Below are 20,188 nucleotides of genomic sequence, written 5' to 3'. Positions count from 1 at the left end.
GCCGTGAACCCGCGGCAGGATGCGCAGTCGCGGCGGCGCATCCTGCTGCTGGTATTTATTGCGTTTTTCCTTTTGCAGCAAATTGCCCTGTACTGGCTGTACTGGGGCGGTGGCAAGACGCTGCTTGGCGACGAAGCCAGCTATCTGAACTGGGCGCGCGGCCTGGCCGGTCTGGCGCCGCCGATCGTCGACGCCGGCTGGTGGCCGCCGCTGCAGGCCTGGCTGATCGCCGCGATGCTGCGCCTGTTCGGCGAAAACCTGCTGCCGATACAGCTGCTGCAGACAGCATTCCTGATCGGCGCGGCCGCGCTGCTGCGCGCGATCTGGCGCGACGTGGACGGCCGCGTGCGCGCGGCCAACGCGGCGGCGGCGCTGCTGCTGTTGAATCCTTCCACCATGGCCTATGCGCAGTGGCTCTGGCCTGAGCCGTTGCACCTGCTGCTGCTGCTGGCGGCGCTGCGCCTGGTGCAGCGCCTGACCACGGCCTGGCGCGGCGTGGCGGCCGGCCTGGCCCTGGGTGGCGCGCTGCTGGCCAAGAGCCTGCTCAGCCTGTTCTGGCCGGCCTTGCTGATCGTGCAGGGCTGGCGCTGGAACTGGCGCGCGAGCGCAGCGCTGCTGCTGGCCGTGGCCGCGGTGATCGCCGTGCCGCTGTGGAACGGCTGGAAGCTCACGGGCAAGCCGATGATCGCCGACAGTTCCGCGTTCAACCTGGTCGGCGGCCTGGAAGACCGCTGGCGCAGCGACTACGTAGCCGACAGCGTCGCTCCCTTGGCGGGCGAGTATTTCAGCCTGCCCGGCGGCGCGGCGCAGCGCAATGCGCTGTTCATGGCCAGGGCCGAAGGCATCGTGCGCGAACGTGGCCTGCTGCAAACCCTGTCGCAGCAGCTGCAGAAGCAGTATTTCCGCCTGTTCAGCAGCAAGACCCTGCTGCTGAGCCAGCTGCCCGGCCCGGCCTGCAGCGGCCATGTCGGCACCTATCGTGCCGTACCGCCGCTGCTGGGGCAGGGCCTGGCCCTGCTGGGCGATATTTTCCACTTGTCCATTCTGGCTGGCTTTGCGCTCGGCCTGGTGTTCTGGCGGCGCTGGCGTGACGTGCTGGTGTGGTGGATAGGCCTGTTCTTCGCCTACCAGCTGGGCCTGTACCTGCTGCTGCACGTGAAAGCGCGCTTCCTGCTGCCGATGATGCCCTTCCTGTGCGCGTTTGCCGGCAGCGCCCTGGTCAGCCTGCGCCGCAACGAACCCGGCGCGGCCGTGGTATTCGGCGGAACCTGGCGCTGGCTGCTGGCAAGCCTGCTGGCGGCGTTGCTGCTGGGCCTGGCGCTGCTCGGCCCGTGGCTGGACGGCGCTTGCGCCGGAGGCGTGGCATGAATCGCGAACAGGAACTGGAACTGCGCCTGGCCGAATCGCGCCAGGTCGAAGCCGAACTGCGCCATGTCATCGACATTCTGCTGCAGCAGGGCGAGGCGGTATTCCACAGCCGCAGCTGGCGCCTGGGCCGCGCGCTGCTGGCGCCCGTGGACTGGCTGCTGCGCCGCGGCGGGCGCAGCACGGCGGTGGCACAGGACACGCAGCACTGGCGCCGCATCGTCGCCGCCCATGACGACGGCCTGGCGCGCCGCCGCGTGCTGCTGGACGCGCTCTGCGACGACGCCGCTGCGGCGCGCGATCTCGATCCGCTGTTGCAGCAGCTGTGGCAGGGCGTGGCGCAGGAAAACCCGGTGCGCGACGACGCCCAGGCATGAGCCTGGCGGCGCGTACCAGCCTGATCCTGCTGGCCTGGAACCGCTGGGAACTGACGGCGCGCGCGCTGGACAGCCTGCTCGGCTGCGCGCTGCCCGATTGCGACATCCTCGTCGTCGACAACGGTTCCAGCGATGCGACACCGCAGCGCCTGGCGGCCTATGCACCGCGCGTGCGCAGCCTGCGCCTGCCGCACAACCTCGGCTTCGTGCGCGGCAACAACGCCGGCATTGCCGCCGTGGCCGCGGACAGCGACGTGGTGCTGCTGAACAATGACCTGGTGTTCGGCCAGCGCGACTGGCTGCAGCGTTTGCGGCGTTGTGTACAAGATAACGAGCGCTGCGGCATTGCGGGCTGCCGCCTGGTCGACGGCGAGGGCAGGCTGCTGCATGCGGGCACGCGGCTGATGCCTGACGACGGCGCGGGCGTGCAGACCGCATCGGGCCGGGTCGAGCGCGATATGGGCCAGTACAGCGACGCGGACCGACGCGTCGAAGGCGTGGTCTTCGCCGCGGTGTATATCCGCCGTGCGGTGATCGAGGCGATAGGGCCGCTGCATACCGATTACGTGACCTACGGCGAGGACAGCGACTACTGCCTGCGCGCGGCGGCCGCGGGCTGGCAGACCTGGCTTTGCGGCGGCGTGACCTTGCAGCACGAGCAGCACGGCTCCAGTGCCGGCCGCGAGGAATGGCGCGCGCAGCTGCAGGCGCAGGGCCGCGCCACCCTGCTGCAGCACTGGGGCGCCGCATTGCGCCAGCAGTACGACCTCGATCTGCATATCGCCGGTGCGCTGGATTTTCCCCGCGAAACGGCACGCTGGCTGCGGCCGCTGGCGCGTGCGCTGGACCTGGCCGGCGTGCGCCTGACGTATCGCTCGCTGTATGCGGCGGTGTTGCCCGAAGCGATTGCCGAGAGCGGCGACAGCCAAGACGTGCTGTTGAACATGCTGCGCCGGCGCACGCTGGCCGCACTGCCCGAGGTCGTGCTGTGTGCCGGCGATATGCGCCTGTGGCCGCGCGTGGCCGGCGCGTATCGCATCGGACTGGCCGCGTTCGAGACCTTGGCCGACGACGAGATCGCCAGCCTGCGCGCGATGGACGAGATCTGGGTGGCGGCGCAGTGGCAGCGCGACGAGCTGCTGGGACTGGGTGTCGAGGCGCCGGTGCATTGGCTGCCGTTCGGCATCGATCCGGCGTATGCGCATCCGCGCCTGCGTGTGCCGCGCAATCCGGCCGGCGAGCGCGTCGTGCTGTGCGTGGCGCAGTGGGACGAACTCGACCGGCCCTGGCAACTGCTGCAAACCTGGACGCAGACTTTTCGACGCGAGGACAAGCTGCGCCTGCTGCTGTGGCTGGACGCGCCCGGCATCGACCTGGCCGCGGCCACGCGCGCGCTGGCGCTGGATCCGCACGGTGGCCGCTACAGCCTGCTGCCGCAGCGGCGTCTGCACGAAGAGCAGCATTCGGCCCTGTTTGCCGCGGCCGACGCGGTCATCGTCAGCAGCCGCAGCCGCCAGCGCAGCTGGGCGGCGCTGCAGGCGCTCGCCGTGGGCAAGCCTTTGCTCGCACCGGACCACGGCATCTGCGCCGAGTTGCTGGCGCAGTACGGCGGGCAGGCGGTCAGCGCCGACGCCGCGGAAATGGAAACAGCGCTGCTGCAGCGCCTGCGCGAATGGCTGGCGGATTGGCCGGCGGCCTGTGCCCGGGCAGAGCAGATCAGCGCGGCCGTGCGAGTACAGGGCGCCTGGGCGCAGACTGCGCAGCGCGTGCGCGAACGCCTGCAGCAGCGTCCGCCGGCACGCCTGCGCGCGGTGGCCGCGGCGGCGCCGCAACAGCCACTGGTGGTGCTGGGCATGCATCGTTCGGGCACCTCCTGCGTCGCCGGCCTGCTGCAGCTGCTCGGCGCCTATGGCGGCGAGCCGGAGGGTTTCCTGCGCAATCCGCAGGAAAACCCGCGCGGCTTTCTCGAACGTGGCGACCTGCATCTGGCCTGTGTCGAAGCCTTGCGCAGCCGCGGCGGCGACTGGTCGGTGCCGCTGGGCTGGGATACGGCGGCACTGCGTGGATCGCGGCAGCGCTGGCGCGACGACTGGGCCGCGATCCAGGCGCAGCTGCGCCCGGCCGGCACCTGGTTCGTCAAGGAGCCGCGCCTGTGCCTGCTGCTGGACGAAATCGCCGACAGCCTGGCCGATGCTGTGTTCGTCCACGTGATACGCCCGCCGGCCGCCGTGGCGGCTTCGCTGTTGCGCCGTGATGGCCTGACCGCGCCGCATGCGCTGGCCCTGTGGGAGCACCACAACCGCGCCGCACTGGCACTGACGCATCAGCGGCGCAGCATCGTGCTGGATTACCATTGCCTGTTGCGCGAGCCGCTGCTGCAACTGCAGCGGCTGCGCCGGGCTTTGCAGGACTTTGGCCTGCGCGGGCTGCGCGAGCCTGCGGCGGAAGAGGTGGCCGCCTGGGTCGGGCCGCAGCTGGCCCGCCAGCGGCTGGCGCGGGAACCGCAGGCCAGTGCGGCGCAGACCGCCTTGTGGCAATGGCTGCAGCAGCGTGCAGCAGATGCGATCGGCGACGCGGCGCCGCCAGCCGCCGACGACACGGCGGTCGCGCTGCTGCAACAGATTGGCCGTGAGCATCGCGCTGTGCTGGCGGCGGAACGGGAACGAAGCTGATGGATACGCAAGCACATTCGCGATTGCCGCGGCGGCTGGACTGGGACGGCCATGCGCTCGCGCTGGAATCGGCTCCGGGCCAGGCTGTTGAAGTGTGGCTGGACCAGGTCATCTACGCCTGCCTGCCGGCCGACGCCGCCAGTCGCATAGTGCTGGCCCTGCCCGACCTGCCCAACGGGCAGAAAAGTATACAGCTGCAATTGCGCTGCGGCGGCGAACTGTCGTCACCGGTGCAGCTGTGCCAGGGACAGGCCGGCCTGGCGCGCGCCGACACGCTGCTGCCGCTGCAGCCGTTGCAGGGCGAGGAATTGCTCGATCCGACGACTGCCGCCGTGGCCCTGGCGCGCGAAGTGGCGATCATCGTGCCGGTATACAACGCGGCCGAGGCGGTGCGCAGCTGCCTGGACAGCGTGCTGGCGCATACGCGCGGTGCCGCGCGCCTGATCGTGATCGACGATGCCAGCAGCGAGGCGGCGATCGCGCCGCTGCTGGCCAGCTACCGCGGCATCGCCGGTGTGGAAATCCTGCGCAACGACAGCAACCTCGGCTTCACCGGCACGGTCAACCGCGGCATGCAGCTGGCCGGCCGCGCTGACGTGGTACTGCTGAACGCCGATACCGAAGTCGCCGCGCATTGGCTGGACGGCCTGCGTGCCGCCGCCTGGGCGCGCAGCGACACGGCCAGTGCCACGGCGGTGTCGGACAATGCCGGCGCGTTCTCGGTGCCCGAGCTGGAGCAGGAAAATCCCTTTCCGCAAGGGTGGACATTTGCACAAGCGGCGCTGGCCCTGCGCCAGTGCGCCGGGCTGGCCTATCCGCGCCTGCCCACCGGCAACGGTTTCTGCATCTATCTCAAGCGCGCCGCGCTGGACGCGGTCGGCCTGTTCGACGCACACGCCTTCGCCCAGGGCTACGGCGAGGAAAACGACTGGTGCCAGCGCGCCGAGGCCGCCGGCTGGCAGCATGCGATCGCCGGCCCGGTGCTGGTGCGGCATGCCCGCAGCCAGAGCTTCGGCCACGAGCGCCGCCGCGTGCTGGGCGAGGCGGGCATGGCCGTGCTGCGCCAGCGCTGGCCGCGCTACGAAGCCGATGTCGGTGCCACGCTGTTTTCGCCGCGCCGGCGCGCGCTGGACTGGCGCGTGCGCTGCGCCTATGCCCGGCCGGCGCCGCTGCCGCGGCTACTGTGCTGGGAGGGTGCTGCGGCTACGCCCGGCGACGGGCAGTTGCTGGCCAACTGCAGCGTACAGCGCGACCACTGGCTGCTGCAGTCGGCCGATGCGCAGCGCTGGCCGCTGTGCGAACGGATTGCTGTCGCCGCCGGCGACGATGCGGCGGCGCGGGCGCAGCGCCGTGCGGCGTTTGCCCAGCTGCTGCAGCGCCAGGCGATAGACCGCATCGTCGGCACGCTGCCGGCGGAGCTGGCGGCCGTGGCCGATCTGTTCCAGCTCGACCGCGACGGTGCGGCGGCGGCGAATCCGTTCGGTGTGCGCGCATGAAGCGCTGCGCCCTGGTCACTGGTGCCGGCGGGCAGGATGGCGCCTACCTCTGCCGCGATCTGCTCGCCGCCGGCTGGCAGGTGCAGGCTGCACTGCGGCCCGGATTCGGCGAAGCCTCGCTGTGGCGCCTGCGCGAGCTGGACCTGCTCGGCCAGCCACGGCTGGAACTGATTGCGCTGGACGTGCGCGATGCGCTGGCCTGCGCCGATGCCGTGCGCAGCCTGCGACCGCAGCAGCTCTACCATCTTGCTGCGGTCAGCAGCGTCGCCCGCGCCGCGCAAGACCCGCTCGACAGCGTCAACAGCAACGGCATGGGCACCCTGCATCTGCTGCAGGCGGTGCAGCGGCACAGTGCTGATACGCACTTCGTGCTCGCTTCCAGCGGCGAAATCTTCGTGCCGCAGAATGGCATTGTGGACGAATCCAGTTCGCTGCAGGCACGCCATCCGTATGCGCTGTCCAAGCTGCTGGCGCATGCAGCCGTGCGCACGTATCGCGACAGCTTTGCGCTGCGGGCCAGCGCGGCCATCCTGTTCAATCACGAATCGCCGCTGCGCGACGCTGCTTTCGTCACGCGCAAGATTGCCGCAGCGGTGGCGCGGCGCAGTGCCGGCCACGCCGAGGTATTGCAATTGGGCAATCTCGCCGCACAGCGCGATTTCGGCTACGCGCCCGACTATGTCGCCGCCCTGCAGCAGCTGGCGGCGCGAGAGCAGCCGGAGGACTTCGTCTTCGCCAGTGGCCAGGTCGCCTCGATACGCCAGTTCGCCACGCTGGCCTATGCCAGCGCCGACATTGCGCTGGAGTGGCAGGGCAGCGGCGCCGCCGAAACTGCGCGGGATGCCACCGGCACGGTCTGCATCAGTGTCGACGAAACGCTGCTGCGCCGTGCCGACGCGCCGCTGCTGCGCGGCGACGCCCGCCGCGCGCGGCAGGAACTGGGCCTGAGCCACAGCCTGGACCTGGCCGGTCTCGCCCAGTTGCTGGTGCAGGCCGAACAGCGCCGCCTGCGCAGGGCCGGTGCCGCATGAGCGCCGCCGAGGAAAGCCTGCCGCCGCTCAAGCTGATTCTGAATGTCGATGCGATCAGCGCACCGCTGACCGGCATCGGCGTGTATACGCGGGAACTGGCCCAGGGGCTGGAACGTTCGCCGGACCTGGCCGGGCTGAAACTGTTTTCCGCCTATCGCTGGGTCGGTAACAGCGAACAGGCGTTCCAGGTCAATCGCACCATCCAGAGCGTGCGCCGGCTGCTGCCATTCAAGCGCGCTGCGCTGGAGGGCTATACGCGTTTGCGTGCGGAGCTGTTCCGGCTCAACGCGCGGCGCCTGCGCGATCACGTATTGCATGCGCCAAACTTCGTGCTGATGCCGTTCGACGGCCCTTGCGTCGCCACGGTGCACGATATTTCCTATTTGCGTTATCCACAGTTCCACCCGCGCGAACGCGTGCGCTTCCTCGAACGCCACCTGCCGCCGACCCTGCAGCGCGCCGATGCGCTGATCGTCGATTCGGCCTATGTGCGCGACGAACTGGTCAGCGTGCTCGGCGTCGATGCGGCCAAGCTGCACGTCGTGCCGCTGGGCGTGGATGCAGCCTTCCGGCCGCAGGGCGAGGCAGCGGTTGCCGCCGTGCTGGCGGCGCACGGGCTGCGCTGGCAGGGCTATCTGCTGGTGGTCGCCACGCAAGAGCCGCGCAAGAACCTGGAGCGGCTGGTGCAGGCCTATGCCGGCCTGGACGCGGCCACGCGCGCGCGCCTGCCGCTGGTCGTGGTCGGAGCGCGTGGCTGGCTGGACGCCCCGCTGGCGCGCGTGCTGGAACCGCTGGAGCGGCGCGGCGAAGTGCGCCGGCTTGGCTTCGTCGCCGACGCACAGCTGCCGGCGCTGTATGCGGGCGCGGCCGGCTTCGCCTTTCCGTCGCTGTACGAGGGCTTCGGCCTGCCGCTGCTGGAGGCCATGGCCAGCGGCGTGCCGGTGCTGACGTCGAACGCGGCCTGCATGCCGGAAGTGGTCGGCACCGCGGCGCTGTGCGTAGACCCGCTCGACGTGGACGCGATTCGCAGCGGACTCGGTCGGCTGATCGGCGACGAAGGCTGGCGCGCGCAGGCAAGGACGGCCGGACTGGCCCAGGCCGCCGGCTATTCCTGGCAGCGCACGGTCGCGGCGACCCTGCAGGTGTATCGCATTGCGCAGCAGCGGGCCGGTGCCGGCACGGTTGCCGCGTCGCCGCCTCCACTGGCCGCGCTGCCGCCGCGGGCCGCCGTGGTACTGGTCAACTACAACACCGCTGACCGCAGCCTGCGCTGTGTCGAATCGCTGCGCGGACTGGCCGGGCGCATTCGCCTGATCGTGGTCGACAGCGGTTCGCAGCCGGCCGACCTGGCCCTGCTGCGCGATGGCCTGGTGCAGGCATGGCCTGCCGCAGAGCTGATTGCCAGTCCGCTGAATATCGGTTTTGCCGCCGGCTGCAACCGCGCCATCGCGCGCTGCCTGGCAGAGGCCAGCGTGTCGCACGTGCTGCTGCTGAACAACGACGCGGTGGCCACGCCGGCGCTGCAGCACTGGCTGGACGACCATGTGCAGGGACGCGCCGATTCCGATCTCGCCGGTGGCCGCGTCCTCAAGCTGCACGCCGGCAGCGACGAGATCGATTCGCTCGGCATTGCCATCTACCGCAGCCTGCTCGCCTCCAACCGGCTCGATGCCGCCGAACCGTATTTCGGCCCTACCGGTGGCTGTGCGCTGTATGCGCGGCACGTGCTGGAGGCCTTGCAGGCCGAGCATGGCTACGTGTTCGACGAAGCGTTCTTCTGCTATGCCGAGGACACCGACGTGGCAGCGCGGGCACTGCTGCTGGGGTTCGTGCCGCGCTATACCGATGCGGTGCTGGCGCACCATGAAGGCCAGGCCTCCAGTGGCGGCGGCTTCAATGATTTCGTGCTGTACCACGGCATCCGCAACTCGATCTGGATGTTGCTCAAGTGCGTGCCGCTGAGCCTGATCCTGCGCCGCCTGCCCTGGATAGTGGCCATCCACGGCGGCATCGTGCTGCGCCATTCGCTGCGCGGCAAGGCGCGCGTGGTGTTCCGCCTGTATCGCGATGCGTTGCGCGGCAGCCTGGCCATGCTGCGCAAGCGCCGCCGTGTGCAGCAGCGCCGGCGCATTGCACCGGCGGCGTTCGCGCGCCATGTCAGCGCGCGCTTCTACGACAAGGGTTACGTACGCAACGCGCTGCGCGACCTGTGGTCGGCCCTGCGCGGCAAATAGCCGCGCAGGGCGTTGCGGGTTACTGCGTGGCGACCTTGTCGTTGTTCTTGCCGGTCTCGACTGGCGCTGCCTGGTCGAAGCCGGTGCCGAGAATCACGTCGCCCTGGCTGACCCGGTCGGGCGTCTTCTTCAGCCTGGACAGTGCTTCGGCGTTGAGCTTGGGCTGCGCCGGTGCCGCGCTGCTCAGGTCGAGCATGGCGATGGCGTCGAAGGGGTTGGCCGGGTCGGCGATATAGCCGCGCACTTCGGTTGCCGTGGCGCGCACCTCGGCAGGCGGTTCGGGCAGGGTGAAGCGCGGGCCGAGCACGGCGAAACGGCTGGCGAACAGCGACTTGCCCGTGGCGTCGACCCAGTTCACCTCGGCCATGCCGCGGAAGCTGGTGCGCTGCACGCTGGCTTCGATGGCGTCGGGACCGAACGGCCGCGCCTTGCGCGCCAGCTGGAATTCGCCGGCCGGACGTTCCAGCACCACGGCCGGATCGCCCAGCAGGTTGTAGGTTTCCACCAGGGTATCGTCCTGGATCGGTTTCTTGCCGGCGATGATCGCTTCGCCGATGGTGACGCCGGGCTTGGTCAGCTGCTCGACGATCACCTTGCTGTACTGCGGCGACGGCGAGTTGCGCCAGGACGCGGCGAATACGGCTACCGCACCCTTGCCCGGCTCGCGCAGGAAGCGTTCGCCGATCGAGTCTTCAGTCGGGTTGTCGAACGGCGCCGAGTAGCAGGTCATCGACAGGATCATCGGCAGGCGCGCGCCGTTGTTCAGGCCCGAAACATCTTCCAATGTGAACAAGTCGTGGTTCTTGCGCAGGTCGGGCGGGCCGGTGCGCCAGATATAGCGTCCGCCGTGGCCGATGAAATGCACCAGCAGGCGGCCTTCGTTGAGGCCGTCCTTGATCGACGACTGGTGTGCCAGGTTGTCTTTCTCGTCGGCGCTGGCGTACACCTTGTCGGTGAGGAAGCCTTCGCTGTCGAGGCTTTTCGCGATCTGGTCCGAGCTGTTCTTGAAGTAGTCGCTTTCGTCGGTGATGAACATCACGTCGCGGCGCCAGGCACCCAGCTGCGGCGTGCTGAGGTAGGCGATGGTCTTGTCGACGATGGCCTTGACCTCGTCGGGACGCACTACCGGGAAGCGGCCGATCGCGATGACCGGGTGCAGGCCGTCTTCGCCGACGCTGACGAAGTGGTTGTCGCTGGCCGACTGGCCGTCGTAGGAGACGAACTGCCAGGTCGGTATCAGTGCGCGGTGCTTGAGTTCGCTCGGCGTGTCGGCGTACGGCGTGCTGCTGATGTCGCCGAACTGGCCTGGCATCAGCAGTTCCGAGTCGGCCCATTTGGCCAGGTTGCGCCGGTCCACGCGCTGGTGGCGGATATCGAAGCTGGCGTCGCCGACCAGCAGGGCGAAGCGCGGCTGCGGCGCCGGCCAGTGCTTGTAGGCCTGCTCCATCAGGTTGCGGATGGCCTGCGGATGGGTGATGCCGTGGTTGAACTGGTCGTAGACGTCGTCGACGTCGATCACGGCCACGCGAAGGCCCCGCTTGCGGTGGAACTCGGCCAGCGGCTGGATCGCGTCGATCAGGCGCGAGTGGCTGATGATGATGTAGTCGATGGGCGCGTCGGGCGTGCGCCAGTCCTTGCCCGCCATCGGGCGGATGCGCTGCGGCTTGGCGAAGCCCTGGTCGATGATGGGATACAGCTCCACGCCGGCATCGATGCGGCCGAGCTGGTCGCCCTGGGCCAGCCAGCGGCGGCCGTCCTCGCTGTACGCCGACAGCTGCCCGCCGCCATGGCCGAGCACCACGCTGCCGGCGCCGCTGGGATAGAGCGATTCGGCGCTGCGGTCGATATTGCCGTTGACCGGATAGTCCAGGTCGAGGGAATTGAACATCACCACGTCGACGATGGGATTCGGATCGGCCGGCTTGGCCTGGCGCTTGGGCACGTTCAGGGTCAGGCGGTTGCCCTGCTCGCGCAGGCTGGCCACCGGCACACTGAGGGCGTGTTCGACCTCGGCGCGCCCGTCCCAGGTGAACTCGGCCACCGGCTTGCCGCCCAGCTGCACGCGGACCTGGTGGTCGAGCGGCTTGTCCGGTTGTCCCAGCGGGGTGATCTGTGACATGCCGCGGAATTTCAGCTTGAACGTGACGCTGCCGCTGCGCGCGGCCAGGTCGGGCAGGTCGAAATCGATCTGCACCGGGTCCGGATCGACATGGGTCAGCTTGGCCCAGTGCCAGTAGTCGGGCTCGGCCCACTGCTTCACGTGGGCCTGGTTGAGCCGGATCATCAGGTTTTCCTGCTCCAGGTGCAGGCGGCGGCTCAGTGGCGCGCTCGCGCCGCCGTGCGCGGCGCTGGCGTCGACGATGCGCGCGGGCGCGCCGCCGTCGCTGCGGCTGCCGAGCTGATAGACGTTGACGGTGCTGTAGCTGTCGAACCAGGACAGCGGCCCGTGCAGCGCCTGGCCTACCCATTCGATATGGTCGCCCGGCTGCAGGGTGGCGCCACTGCCGCTGATGCGGATCGGCACTTCCTTGCCGCGCTGGGTCAGTACGAGGGAGTCGCGCGGACAGTCGGCCAGTTGCGGCGCGGCGGCGACCAGGCTGGCCTGGTCCAGCGCGTAGACGCCGGGCGACTCGATTTCGATGTGCAGTCCGCCGGAGCAGGCGAGTGCGGCGGAACCCGGCAGGGCGGCAAAAAGGGCGAGAGCGACGCGACGGGAATACGGAAGCATGAGCGAGCAGAACCTGCGAATCGTCGTTATGACCGAATCAGGCAGGCTAACCGCTGCTCAATGCCTATGCAAACCCCCATAGGTACAGAGTTGTCCCCCGGCGCCAGGCCGTGGCGCTGCGCCGCGGCAGGCCGTTTCAGGGCGTGGTCGGCGGCGTCTCGAAGCCGTTCTTGAAGATCAGGTCGCTCTGATCGATGAACAGCGTGGCCGCATTGACCGAGCCTATGCCCGGCTGGCCCGGACCGGGGTCGCCGGCGTCCCAGAAAGTGAGGGTCCAGGTGCCATTGGCCTGTTCCGGTGTCAGGCCCTTGAAGTCAGGCGAGAGCAGGATCGCGCCGCCGCCGGGGTTGGCGCCACCCGGTGCGCTGACCTTGTAGTTGCCCGTAGGGACCGTGGAAAACGCGCTGCCCCACCAGTCGCGGTCGCCGGAGTCGTCGAATTTGTATACGCCGGCCAGCTTGCCGTTGTGGCCGCAGCCGTTGGGTACGTTGGAGCCGGTATGGCTGAAGATGATCTTGGACGGGGTGCCGCCCGGGGCGGCGAGCTTGACGACGAGGTCGCCGCGCCAGGAGTGGGTGAGGTCCATGCTGACGCCGATCGCAACGACCGGGAAGATCAGATCGTGTACGTCGAAGCTGACGATGCGCGGCTGGCCGAGGTTGTTCACGCCGCAATTGGGCGTACCGGCGGGAGCGTCGGGGATAGCGCCGGTGCCGGTGCCCGCAAACTCTTCGATGGCGAAGGCGTACGGTGAGGCGACGAGGCCGAGGCCCAGCGCGGCCAGAATTGCGGTGATACGCATGCCAACCACTCCAAATGCGACAGAGAAAACCGCGGCAGTGTAGCCGAAACCTGCACGGACGATGGGACGGCCCGTCAGCGTCGCAGACTGCAGCCGTTCAGGCTGATGCGGGATCGCGGCCGGGGCGGAACAGGCGGCGCAGCAGCTCGGCCACGGCCGGCATGGCCGCGGCGACCAGGGCCGGATTGGAAAACCAGGCCTCGGCCGCGTGGGCGAAGAATTCGTCCGGGCTTTCCGCCGCATCCGCATCCAGCAAGGCCTCTTCGCCTGCATCGACGGCGGCCTGATGCGCCTCGTAGGCCTGCTGGAAGGTGCGTTTCCATTCGCTGCGCGGCAGGCCGGGCGGCAGTGGCGGTATGCCGTTGGCGGCGCCGCAGCGCATGTCCAGCTTGTGTGCGATCTCGTGGATGATCACGTTGTAGCCGGAGTGCGGATCGGCCAGGTCGTGCTCGATGTCGGCCCAGGACAGCACCAGCGGACCGTAGTCCCAGGCTTCGCCGATGCGGCTGTCTTCCACGTCGGTCACTACGCCGGTTTCCTCGTCGTGGTGTTCGTTGCGCATGTGGAACTCGTCCGGATAGACCAGTACCTGATACCAGCCGCGCAGGTAGTCGTAGTCCAGCTCCAGCACCGGCAGGCAGGCCTGGGCGGCGATCAGCAGGCAGCGCTGCGCGCTCAGCTCGGCCCCGGCCAGGGCGACGAATTGCTTGTCGGCGAGAAAGCGCGCGCAGAACTCGCGCAGGCGCTGGCTCTGTGGCGCATCCAGCGGCTGCAGCAGGGCGCAGGCCGTGACGACGGCCTGCCAGCGCTCATCGGAAATGGGTTCGGGGCGGGGACGCAGGGCGTCTCCCAGGCGGCGCAGCAGAGAAAACATGCGCCGATGATGCCGCGCCGGGGCGGCGCGGCGATAGCCGTATTGCAGCGTAGGACTTACAGGTTGGCGGCCAGGGGCCGCTGGCGCGATGGTCTACTTGATCGAGCCCGGCAGCACCGACTGCCAGCGCAGTCCGCCGCCGCGGGGTTTCTGCGGAACGGCCGGCTCGGCCGAGGGCAGGTTGACCGAACCCGCGCCGCGGCTCAGTTCAGCGCTGTCGCCGCCGGGCGTGCTTATGTCGTCGCTGACCACGGCGCGCGAATCCACCGGTACGCTGATCGGCGCCTGCTGGCCGTCGTGATAGATGACACGCGCCTGGGCGGTGCTGCTTGGCGGAATGTCGCAGTCCTGCCGGACCTGCGCCATGGCCAGGGTCGGTGCGCCGCCGAGCATGAAATCGTCCGCCCGGACGATGCCGGATAGGGCGGAAAGACTCATCAGCAGAAGCAGTGTTCGAGTGATAGTGAGCATCGGTGGCTCCGGATAGCGGAACGCTGGCACGGCTCGGGCGGGGCGGAATGCTCGCACGATTGCACCGGTGTAGCCAGCGGGGGCGCTACGCTACAGCAGGCTTCGTGCCAACGCATGCCAGCCCTGCCGGGCCTTGTGCAACAAGGGCTTGAAGTCATGGTTATTGTCCGCCGTGTCCGCTTGAGCGAGCGCGGACACGCGCCGGACAGACATCCAGATGCGCCCAGGCGAGATCTGGTTGCGTGCGCATGAAACTTTTTTCACCGGCGTGGTGCCGTACGGCGGCGACGGCCTGTCCCGGGCCGGCGGCTGCGCTGCAATGCAGCGGGCCAGGCGGGGTGGCGCTGGCTAGACTCGGGCATGAGCTCGCTCCCCGTCGACCTGATCGCACTGCCCCGCCGCTGGCGTCCCGGCGGCCTCGCCCTCAAGCGCAGCCTGTTCGCCGGCATAGGCCGAGTGCTGGCGCGGCGCGATGCGATCAACCGCATCAATGTCTTTCCGGTCGCCGACGGCGATACCGGCTCGAATCTCGCCTTTACCCTGAGCGCGGTGGAACAGGCCTTGCGGCCGCTGCGCCTGCGCAGTGCCGGCGGGTTGCTGGCGCGGGCCGGCGACGAGGCCATCGACGGGGCGCGCGGCAATTCCGGCGCCATCCTCGCCCAGTTCCTGCAAGGCCTGGGCGAGCGCCTGGCCGACCAGCCGCGGCTGGACCTGGCCATCCTGGCCCAGGCCGCGGCCCATGGTGCCGCGCAGGCGCGCAGTGCGGTGGCGCAGCCGCGCGAGGGCACCATGCTGTCGGTGATCGCGGCGTTTGCCGACGCGCTGCGCGACGCCTCCGCGGCCGGCGCGGCCGATCTGCGCCAGGGCTGGCGCCGCGCCGTCGCTGCCAGCCGCGTCGCGCTCGCGCGTACGCCCGAGCAACTGGCCGTGCTGCGCAAGGCCGGCGTCGTCGATGCGGGTGCTCAGGGTTTCGTCGATCTGCTCGAAGGCATGGACGACTATCTGGCACGTGGCCGTGCCAGCCTGGCTGCGCGGCAGGACTACCAGGGCGGCGAGGCCGGTGTCGTCGCCAGCGCCGAGCACGATGCCGAACACCGCTGGTGTACGGAATGCGTACTCAGCGCCGAGGCGATCGAGCGCGACCGCGTGCGCGCCGCCATCGACGCGCTGGAGCATTCCAGCCTGGTGCTGGCCGGCACGCGGCAGAAACTGCGTGTGCACGTACACCTGGACCAGCCCCAGCAGCTGTTCGACGTGCTGGCCCGCTTCGGCCGTGTCGGCAGCTGCAAGGCCGACGACATGCATGCGCAGCAGCGCGCCACGCAAGCGCGCAGCCGCGTCGCGATAGTGACCGACTCGGCCGCCGACCTGCCCGATGCGGCGCTGGAGTCGCTGCCGCTGCACCTGGTGCCGGTGCGGCTGAATTTCGGCGCCCAGGACTATCTCGACAAAGTGTCTTTGTCGCCGAGTGAATTTTTTCGCGAACTGCGCGAGAACCCGCTGCCGCCGCGCACCTCGCAGCCGCCGCCGGGCGATTTCCGCCGCCTGTTCGAATTCCTGCTCAGTCACCACGAGGAAGTGGTCTACATCGGCCTGTCGCGCGCGGTCAGCGGCACCTTGCAGGCGGGCGAATCTGCCGCCTCGCGCTGCGCCGCCGGGCGCGTACACGTCGTCGATACGCGCACCGCCAGCTGCGGCCAGGGGCTGCTGGCGCTGGAGGCGGCGCAGTGGGCAGCACAGGGCTACAGCGCCGCCGACATCGTTGCGCGCCTGCAGGTGCTCGTTGCGCGCACCCAGGTGTTCGCCTACGTGCGCGACCTCAGCCACGTCGTGCGGGGCGGCCGCCTGCCGCGCTGGACCCTGCCCATCACCCGCTGGCTGCGCCTGGCGCCCATTGCCGCCGTCGGCAAGGACGGGCGCCTGCACCTGACCTCGGTGCTGCGTGTCCGTGCCGGCCTGCCGCAGCGCTTTGCGCGCTGGATCGTGCGCCGGCTGGGCGCCGTGCCCGCGGGTTGCAAGGTGCTGGTCGGCCACTGCGACAACCCGGACGAAGCCGAACAGCTGGCCGCGGCACTGCGTGTGGCGCTGGCGCAATGCACGGTCGATATCGTGCCGGTGGGCGCGGCGATCTCCGCGCATGCGGGGCCGGGGGCCATCGTCGTCGGCGTGCTGCCGCCGGGCTGAGCTGTCGCAGGGCGCAGCGGCGGCATTGCCGGCATCCAATGGCCGGCGCCCATCGGGGCCTGTGCAGACGCAGCTTTTGCTGCAATTGCTACTAACAAGAAGAATGCTGGTTCAGGTTGCGGCATCGATGGCGATGCCGTTGCGCGGCTAACGGAAAAGCGACATCCGCTTTGCCTGCAGGCTGGGGCAGTCTTGCTGGCGATTCTGTCGCGTCCGCCGCCGCTTTTCCTGTCGCCGTAGCGCCAGCGCAAGCGGGCTCTTTACCTTGCATGGCCCTGCGCGGATTGCATGCGAAACGCCGTGTGGAATGCGCAGCAAATGCGCGGTTTAGCGCTATTTCTGCCCTGGCATGCGGCTTGCCACTTCCATTGGCGCATTCGCGCAGTCAAGCCAATGGAGATACCCACCATGCCGACCAACCCGAACGCCAACAAGAACCCGAATCCGCCGCGCCAGCCGCCGCAGAACCAGCAGGACGACAACAACCGCAAGCCGGCGCAACCGCAGCAGGCCGGCGGTCGCCACGGCGACAGCTCGCCGAGCAGCGGCCGCGGCCATGCGGTGGACCAGAACACGACGGACCCGACCAAGGCCGGTACACAGAACCCCTCGCGCTCCTCGTGGGACGACGATAGCGGCAACACGCGTTCCGCCTCGGGCAATCGCGTCGACGACAGCACCGACAACGGCAAGAGCCGCCGCTAAGGCCATCTGGCGCGCCGCGCTGGCCGCGCGCCTCGTTTGATCGACTACCGGGTTCCGCGCCATCGCGCGGAACCCGTCTTGCGTTATTTCGATACAGGTGCCCCGCCCTTTGGAGGCAGGGCGGGGCGGCGCCTCCGGGTCAGGGGTGTGCTGGCGCCCTTGCAGCGTCGCCATGACGGGCAGGTACCGCCTCTGGCGCAGCATCAATCCCGCATCAATTGCGCATCTCCGTGCCGCGAGTGGCGCGATAGATATCGATCTGAACCGCGATTGCGCGCTCATGCGCTTGAGTCGAGATCGTTACTGGAGTAACTATTTCGCTGGCGCATGACGGGGAGGTCGCTGCGCCGGTGCGACCCGCAGCGAGGAACCGGCTGCAGCCGCGCCATCCATCGCTATCGGGGAGGGCCTGTGAGCGAACACTTCCGACTGCCGTGGCCGGCGGCGCAGCGGCGCTTGCACGTGGGCGGGATCGAGATCGACCTGCGCTATCGCCGCGTAGTCCGCGCCGACGGCGAAATCGAACTGGCCCAGCGCATCTTCGATCTGCTGCTGCTGTTCCTGGCCCATCCCGGCGTACTGCAAAGCCGCAACGATATCTTTCGCCAGGTCTGGCCCGGCGTCGTGGTCGAGGACGCCAATCTGACCCAAAGCATCTGGCTGTTGCGCCGCGCGCTGGGCGCCGGCGCCAAGGACTGGATCCGCACCGTGGCCAAGCTTGGCTATGTGTTCGATCCGCCGCAGCCGGTGCAATGGGCCGACGAAGCCACGACCGCGGCTTCGCCGGTGTCGCTGCCCGCCGCGGCACCGCCGGCGCCGGCCGTCGTGGCGCCGCAGGCGCCGCTGCAGCGAGGCTGGCGTGACCGTCGCCGCGCCGTCGCCGCGACGGTACTTGCGGCGCTTGCTTTGCTGCTGTCCAGCGCACTGTGGTGGAAAGTCAGCGCGCAGGCGCCGCGGCGCATCGTGCTCGCCGCCGCCAGCGATCCCGGCGGCACCGAAGCGGCCGCCTGGCCGGTGCATCTGCTGCAGGCCTGGCTGGAGTGGAAGCTGCGCGCCAGCAGCGAAGTGCAACTGGCCCAGGTCAGCGCCGATTCCGCCAGCCAGGGCGACGACGTCGTGGTACTGCTGAGCGCCGCGCCGGGCGACGGCGAAGCCGGCAGCTGGCAGCTCGGCGCGCGCCTGCGCGGCAACGGCATCCAGCACGACCTGATACTGAACGTGACGGCAGCCGGTCTGGTGCCGGGCCTGGATAGCCTCAGCCGCGATGTACACCGCGTGCTGGCGGCAGAATCCGCCGCGCAGGCCTGGCCGGCGCTGCAGCTGGATGCGAGGGCGGCAGCCGAATTCGTCGCCGGCCTGCACGACGAACAGCGCCATCGCCGCGCCAGTGCGGCGCAGCACTACCAGGCCGTGATCGCCGCCGAACCCGATTTCGGCTATGCACGCCTGCGCCTGGCGCAGGACCTGGCCGAACTCGGCCAGCAGGGCGCGGCCGAGGCGCAACTGCCGCGCCTGCGCGAATGGGTGGCTGCACTGCCGCCGCCGGTGCGCGCGATGCACCAGGCCGATCTGCTCGCGCTGGCGCAGGATTTCGACCAGGCTGCGGCCGCCTTCAATACCTTGCAACAAAGCAACAGTGCAGACATGGCGGCGATGCGCCTGGCCCAGGCGCGCAACCTGCGCCGCGGCGGGCGCAGCGAAGACGCGCTGCGGCGGCTGGGCGGCGAAGTGCCGGCGCAACCCCGCCAGGCTGTGCCCTGGCTGCTGGAGCGGGCCATCGCCGAGCTGGTCGGCGGCGAGCCCCTGCGTGCCCGCGTCAGCGCCAGCCAGGCGGCGGCGCAGGCCGCGCGCCTGGGCTGGGAACACGAGCAGGCGCGTGCCCTGAGCCTGCTGGCCGACGCCGCCGGCGGCGGTGCCGAAGGCGATGCGACAGCGCTGCTGCAGCAGGCGCAGGAACTGTATGTGCGCAGCGATGATCGCCTCGGCGCCCTGCGTGCGCATTTTCTTGCCCAACTGCTGCGCGACGATGCCGCGGCCCAGCGCCAGGCGCTGGACCAGCTACTGGCCGAGGCGCGCGCCGCGGGCAATGTCGCGGTCGAATTCGACGCGCTGCGCCGTAGCGCTTTCCATTTTTACCGCAAGGGAGAAATGCCGGCCTACGCGGAGCGCCTGGCCCAGGCCGTCGCCGTGGCCGATGCGGCCGGCGACCGCCATGCGCGCACCATCGCCAGCATCGATCTGTTGCACCAGGAGCTGCTGCAGGGCGACAGTGCCGCGGCCGACCGGCGCCTGGCCCTGCTCGACACGCAGCCGCTGCAGGGCATGGCCTCGCTCTGGTTCAGCCATTTCGCCGCCAGCGTCGCCTACGACCGCGGCGACTACGCACGCGCACGGCAACTGCTCGATCGCGCCGAACAGGTGCTGGCCGGCGACAGCACGCGCACCGGCCAGGTAGTGGGCCTGTCGTGCCTGCGCGGCGCCATTGCGCTGGCCCAGGGCGAATCCATGCGCGCACGCAACGCCTTCGGCCAATGCCGCGCGCCGCAGCTGCCGCACTACCAGATCTACGCCGATGTCGGCGAAGCGGAACTCGCCCTGCAGGCTGGCGACCTGGCGCAAAGCCGGCGCCTGCTCGCCGCCGCGCGCAGCAATCTGGCGACGCTGGACAGTACGCCGGACCGCAGCAAGCTGGTACTCGTGCTGGCACCGTTGCTGGCGCGCAGCGGCGATCTCGACGGCGCACGCCGGCTGGTCCAGGCGCAACAGGAACTGCTGCAGCGCGCCGGCTATGTGGCGCTGAGCGCCGATGCGCATCTGGCCCTGGCCGAAATCGCCCTGGCCGCCGGCCAGCTCGACCTGGCCGCGAGCGAAGCCGCGCGCAGCGGCGCGGACTTGCCGGCGGACAACTGGCAAAGCCGCCGCCGCCTGCGCACGGTGCAGGCGCTGCTGGCGCAACGCCGCGGCGATACGGCGCTGGCGGCGCAGCTCATGGATGCGCTGGACGCGGACGCGCGCCGGCATGCCGACGTGCTCGGCGAACTGCTGGTGCACAGCATTGCCGAAACCAACCCGCGCGCCGCGCACTGCAGCGCGGCGCGGCATGGCCAGCTATTGGCAAAAAGTGGATTACGCGGCGCTTCCGATCTCTGGCTGCTCGACGCCGCGGGCGCCGATGTTGCAGCGCAGCTTGCAGCCGCGCGCGGCACGCCTTAGGTTGCGCCGCCCCGTGCCATAACGCCGGGGCGATGA

13 protein-coding genes are annotated in these 20,188 nt (G+C 69.7%); 9 read left to right on the top strand and 4 right to left on the bottom strand.

Translation table 11 applies throughout. From position 1 onward, the window contains the following. Positions 1 to 3 precede the first annotated feature (3 nt). Genes DFR29_RS17255 through DFR29_RS17230 form a run of 6 tightly spaced genes read left to right on the top strand, consistent with a single transcriptional unit; the run spans position 4 to position 9,175 of the window. Complete coding sequence (locus DFR29_RS17255) at positions 4 to 1,368, top strand: glycosyltransferase family 39 protein (RefSeq protein ID WP_133819873.1); 1,365 nt, start codon at positions 4 to 6, stop codon at positions 1,366 to 1,368. Continuing rightward, positions 1,365 to 1,742, top strand: coding sequence for a hypothetical protein (locus DFR29_RS17250; protein WP_133819872.1), 378 nt, complete (start codon positions 1,365 to 1,367; stop codon positions 1,740 to 1,742). Before DFR29_RS17255 ends, DFR29_RS17250 begins: the two co-directional genes overlap by 4 nt. Beyond that, the gene (locus DFR29_RS17245) at positions 1,739 to 4,414 is read left to right on the top strand and encodes a glycosyltransferase (protein ID WP_133819871.1); all 2,676 of its coding nucleotides are present in this window, start codon (positions 1,739 to 1,741) and stop codon (positions 4,412 to 4,414) included. Before DFR29_RS17250 ends, DFR29_RS17245 begins: the two co-directional genes overlap by 4 nt. Next, positions 4,414 to 5,910, top strand: a complete 1,497-nt coding sequence (locus DFR29_RS17240; protein ID WP_133819870.1) for a glycosyltransferase — start codon at positions 4,414 to 4,416, stop codon at positions 5,908 to 5,910. The genes DFR29_RS17245 and DFR29_RS17240 overlap by 1 nt, the downstream gene beginning before the upstream one ends. Then, positions 5,907 to 6,941, top strand: coding sequence for a GDP-mannose 4,6-dehydratase (locus tag DFR29_RS17235; RefSeq protein ID WP_133819869.1), 1,035 nt, complete (start codon positions 5,907 to 5,909; stop codon positions 6,939 to 6,941). The genes DFR29_RS17240 and DFR29_RS17235 overlap by 4 nt, the downstream gene beginning before the upstream one ends. After that, the gene (locus DFR29_RS17230) at positions 6,938 to 9,175 is read left to right on the top strand and encodes a glycosyltransferase (protein ID WP_133819868.1); all 2,238 of its coding nucleotides are present in this window, start codon (positions 6,938 to 6,940) and stop codon (positions 9,173 to 9,175) included. Before DFR29_RS17235 ends, DFR29_RS17230 begins: the two co-directional genes overlap by 4 nt. A gap of 19 nt (positions 9,176 to 9,194) precedes the next feature. Here the strand turns inward: DFR29_RS17230 and DFR29_RS17225 are convergent, their stop codons facing one another. The 4 genes from DFR29_RS17225 to DFR29_RS17210 all read right to left on the bottom strand — a co-directional run bounded on the left by DFR29_RS17225 (position 9,195) and on the right by DFR29_RS17210 (position 14,050). Then, the gene (locus DFR29_RS17225; RefSeq protein ID WP_133819867.1) at positions 9,195 to 11,903 is read right to left on the bottom strand and encodes a C25 family cysteine peptidase; all 2,709 of its coding nucleotides are present in this window, start codon (positions 11,901 to 11,903) and stop codon (positions 9,195 to 9,197) included. Between the two features lie 136 nt (positions 11,904 to 12,039). Next, a complete protein-coding gene (locus DFR29_RS17220) occupies positions 12,040 to 12,705 on the bottom strand; it encodes a proprotein convertase P-domain-containing protein (RefSeq protein WP_166654164.1) in 666 nt (221 codons plus the stop codon). Positions 12,706 to 12,802: 97 nt separating this feature from the next. Further along, complete coding sequence (locus tag DFR29_RS17215) at positions 12,803 to 13,579, bottom strand: M90 family metallopeptidase (protein ID WP_133819865.1); 777 nt, start codon at positions 13,577 to 13,579, stop codon at positions 12,803 to 12,805. Between the two features lie 93 nt (positions 13,580 to 13,672). Next, positions 13,673 to 14,050 (bottom strand): hypothetical protein, encoded by a 378-nt coding sequence (locus DFR29_RS17210; protein WP_133819864.1) that lies wholly within the window; start codon positions 14,048 to 14,050, stop codon positions 13,673 to 13,675. Between the two features lie 360 nt (positions 14,051 to 14,410). Between DFR29_RS17210 and DFR29_RS17205 the strand changes: the two genes are divergently transcribed. The 3 genes from DFR29_RS17205 (at position 14,411) to DFR29_RS17195 (ending at position 20,152) form a co-directional block, all read left to right on the top strand. Then, positions 14,411 to 16,234 (top strand): DegV family protein, encoded by a 1,824-nt coding sequence (locus DFR29_RS17205; RefSeq protein WP_133819863.1) that lies wholly within the window; start codon positions 14,411 to 14,413, stop codon positions 16,232 to 16,234. A 393-nt stretch (positions 16,235 to 16,627) separates the two neighbouring features. Next, positions 16,628 to 16,939 (top strand): hypothetical protein, encoded by a 312-nt coding sequence (locus tag DFR29_RS17200; RefSeq protein WP_133819862.1) that lies wholly within the window; start codon positions 16,628 to 16,630, stop codon positions 16,937 to 16,939. A gap of 411 nt (positions 16,940 to 17,350) precedes the next feature. Then, positions 17,351 to 20,152 carry a winged helix-turn-helix domain-containing protein gene (locus tag DFR29_RS17195; RefSeq protein ID WP_166654163.1) on the top strand — a complete coding sequence of 934 codons (2,802 nt, stop codon included), beginning with the start codon at positions 17,351 to 17,353 and terminating at the stop codon, positions 20,150 to 20,152. Positions 20,153 to 20,188 lie beyond the last annotated feature (36 nt).

The sequence above is a fragment of the Tahibacter aquaticus genome (genome assembly GCF_004363655.1).
GTDB classification, from domain to species: domain Bacteria; phylum Pseudomonadota; class Gammaproteobacteria; order Xanthomonadales; family Rhodanobacteraceae; genus Tahibacter; species Tahibacter aquaticus.
This window is presented reverse-complemented; position numbering and strand designations above follow the sequence as displayed.

Coding starts and splice junctions, on each gene's coding strand:
- DFR29_RS17250 (WP_133819872.1), top strand. CDS start 1,365: ATGAATCGCGAACAGGAACTGGAACTGCGCCTGGCCGAATCGCGCCAG.
- DFR29_RS17245 (WP_133819871.1), top strand. CDS start 1,739: ATGAGCCTGGCGGCGCGTACCAGCCTGATCCTGCTGGCCTGGAACCGC.
- DFR29_RS17240 (WP_133819870.1), top strand. CDS start 4,414: ATGGATACGCAAGCACATTCGCGATTGCCGCGGCGGCTGGACTGGGAC.
- DFR29_RS17235 (WP_133819869.1), top strand. CDS start 5,907: ATGAAGCGCTGCGCCCTGGTCACTGGTGCCGGCGGGCAGGATGGCGCC.
- DFR29_RS17230 (WP_133819868.1), top strand. CDS start 6,938: ATGAGCGCCGCCGAGGAAAGCCTGCCGCCGCTCAAGCTGATTCTGAAT.
- DFR29_RS17225 (WP_133819867.1), bottom strand. CDS start 11,903: ATGCTTCCGTATTCCCGTCGCGTCGCTCTCGCCCTTTTTGCCGCCCTG.
- DFR29_RS17220 (WP_166654164.1), bottom strand. CDS start 12,705: ATGCGTATCACCGCAATTCTGGCCGCGCTGGGCCTCGGCCTCGTCGCC.
- DFR29_RS17215 (WP_133819865.1), bottom strand. CDS start 13,579: ATGTTTTCTCTGCTGCGCCGCCTGGGAGACGCCCTGCGTCCCCGCCCC.
- DFR29_RS17210 (WP_133819864.1), bottom strand. CDS start 14,050: ATGCTCACTATCACTCGAACACTGCTTCTGCTGATGAGTCTTTCCGCC.
- DFR29_RS17205 (WP_133819863.1), top strand. CDS start 14,411: ATGAGCTCGCTCCCCGTCGACCTGATCGCACTGCCCCGCCGCTGGCGT.
- DFR29_RS17200 (WP_133819862.1), top strand. CDS start 16,628: ATGGAGATACCCACCATGCCGACCAACCCGAACGCCAACAAGAACCCG.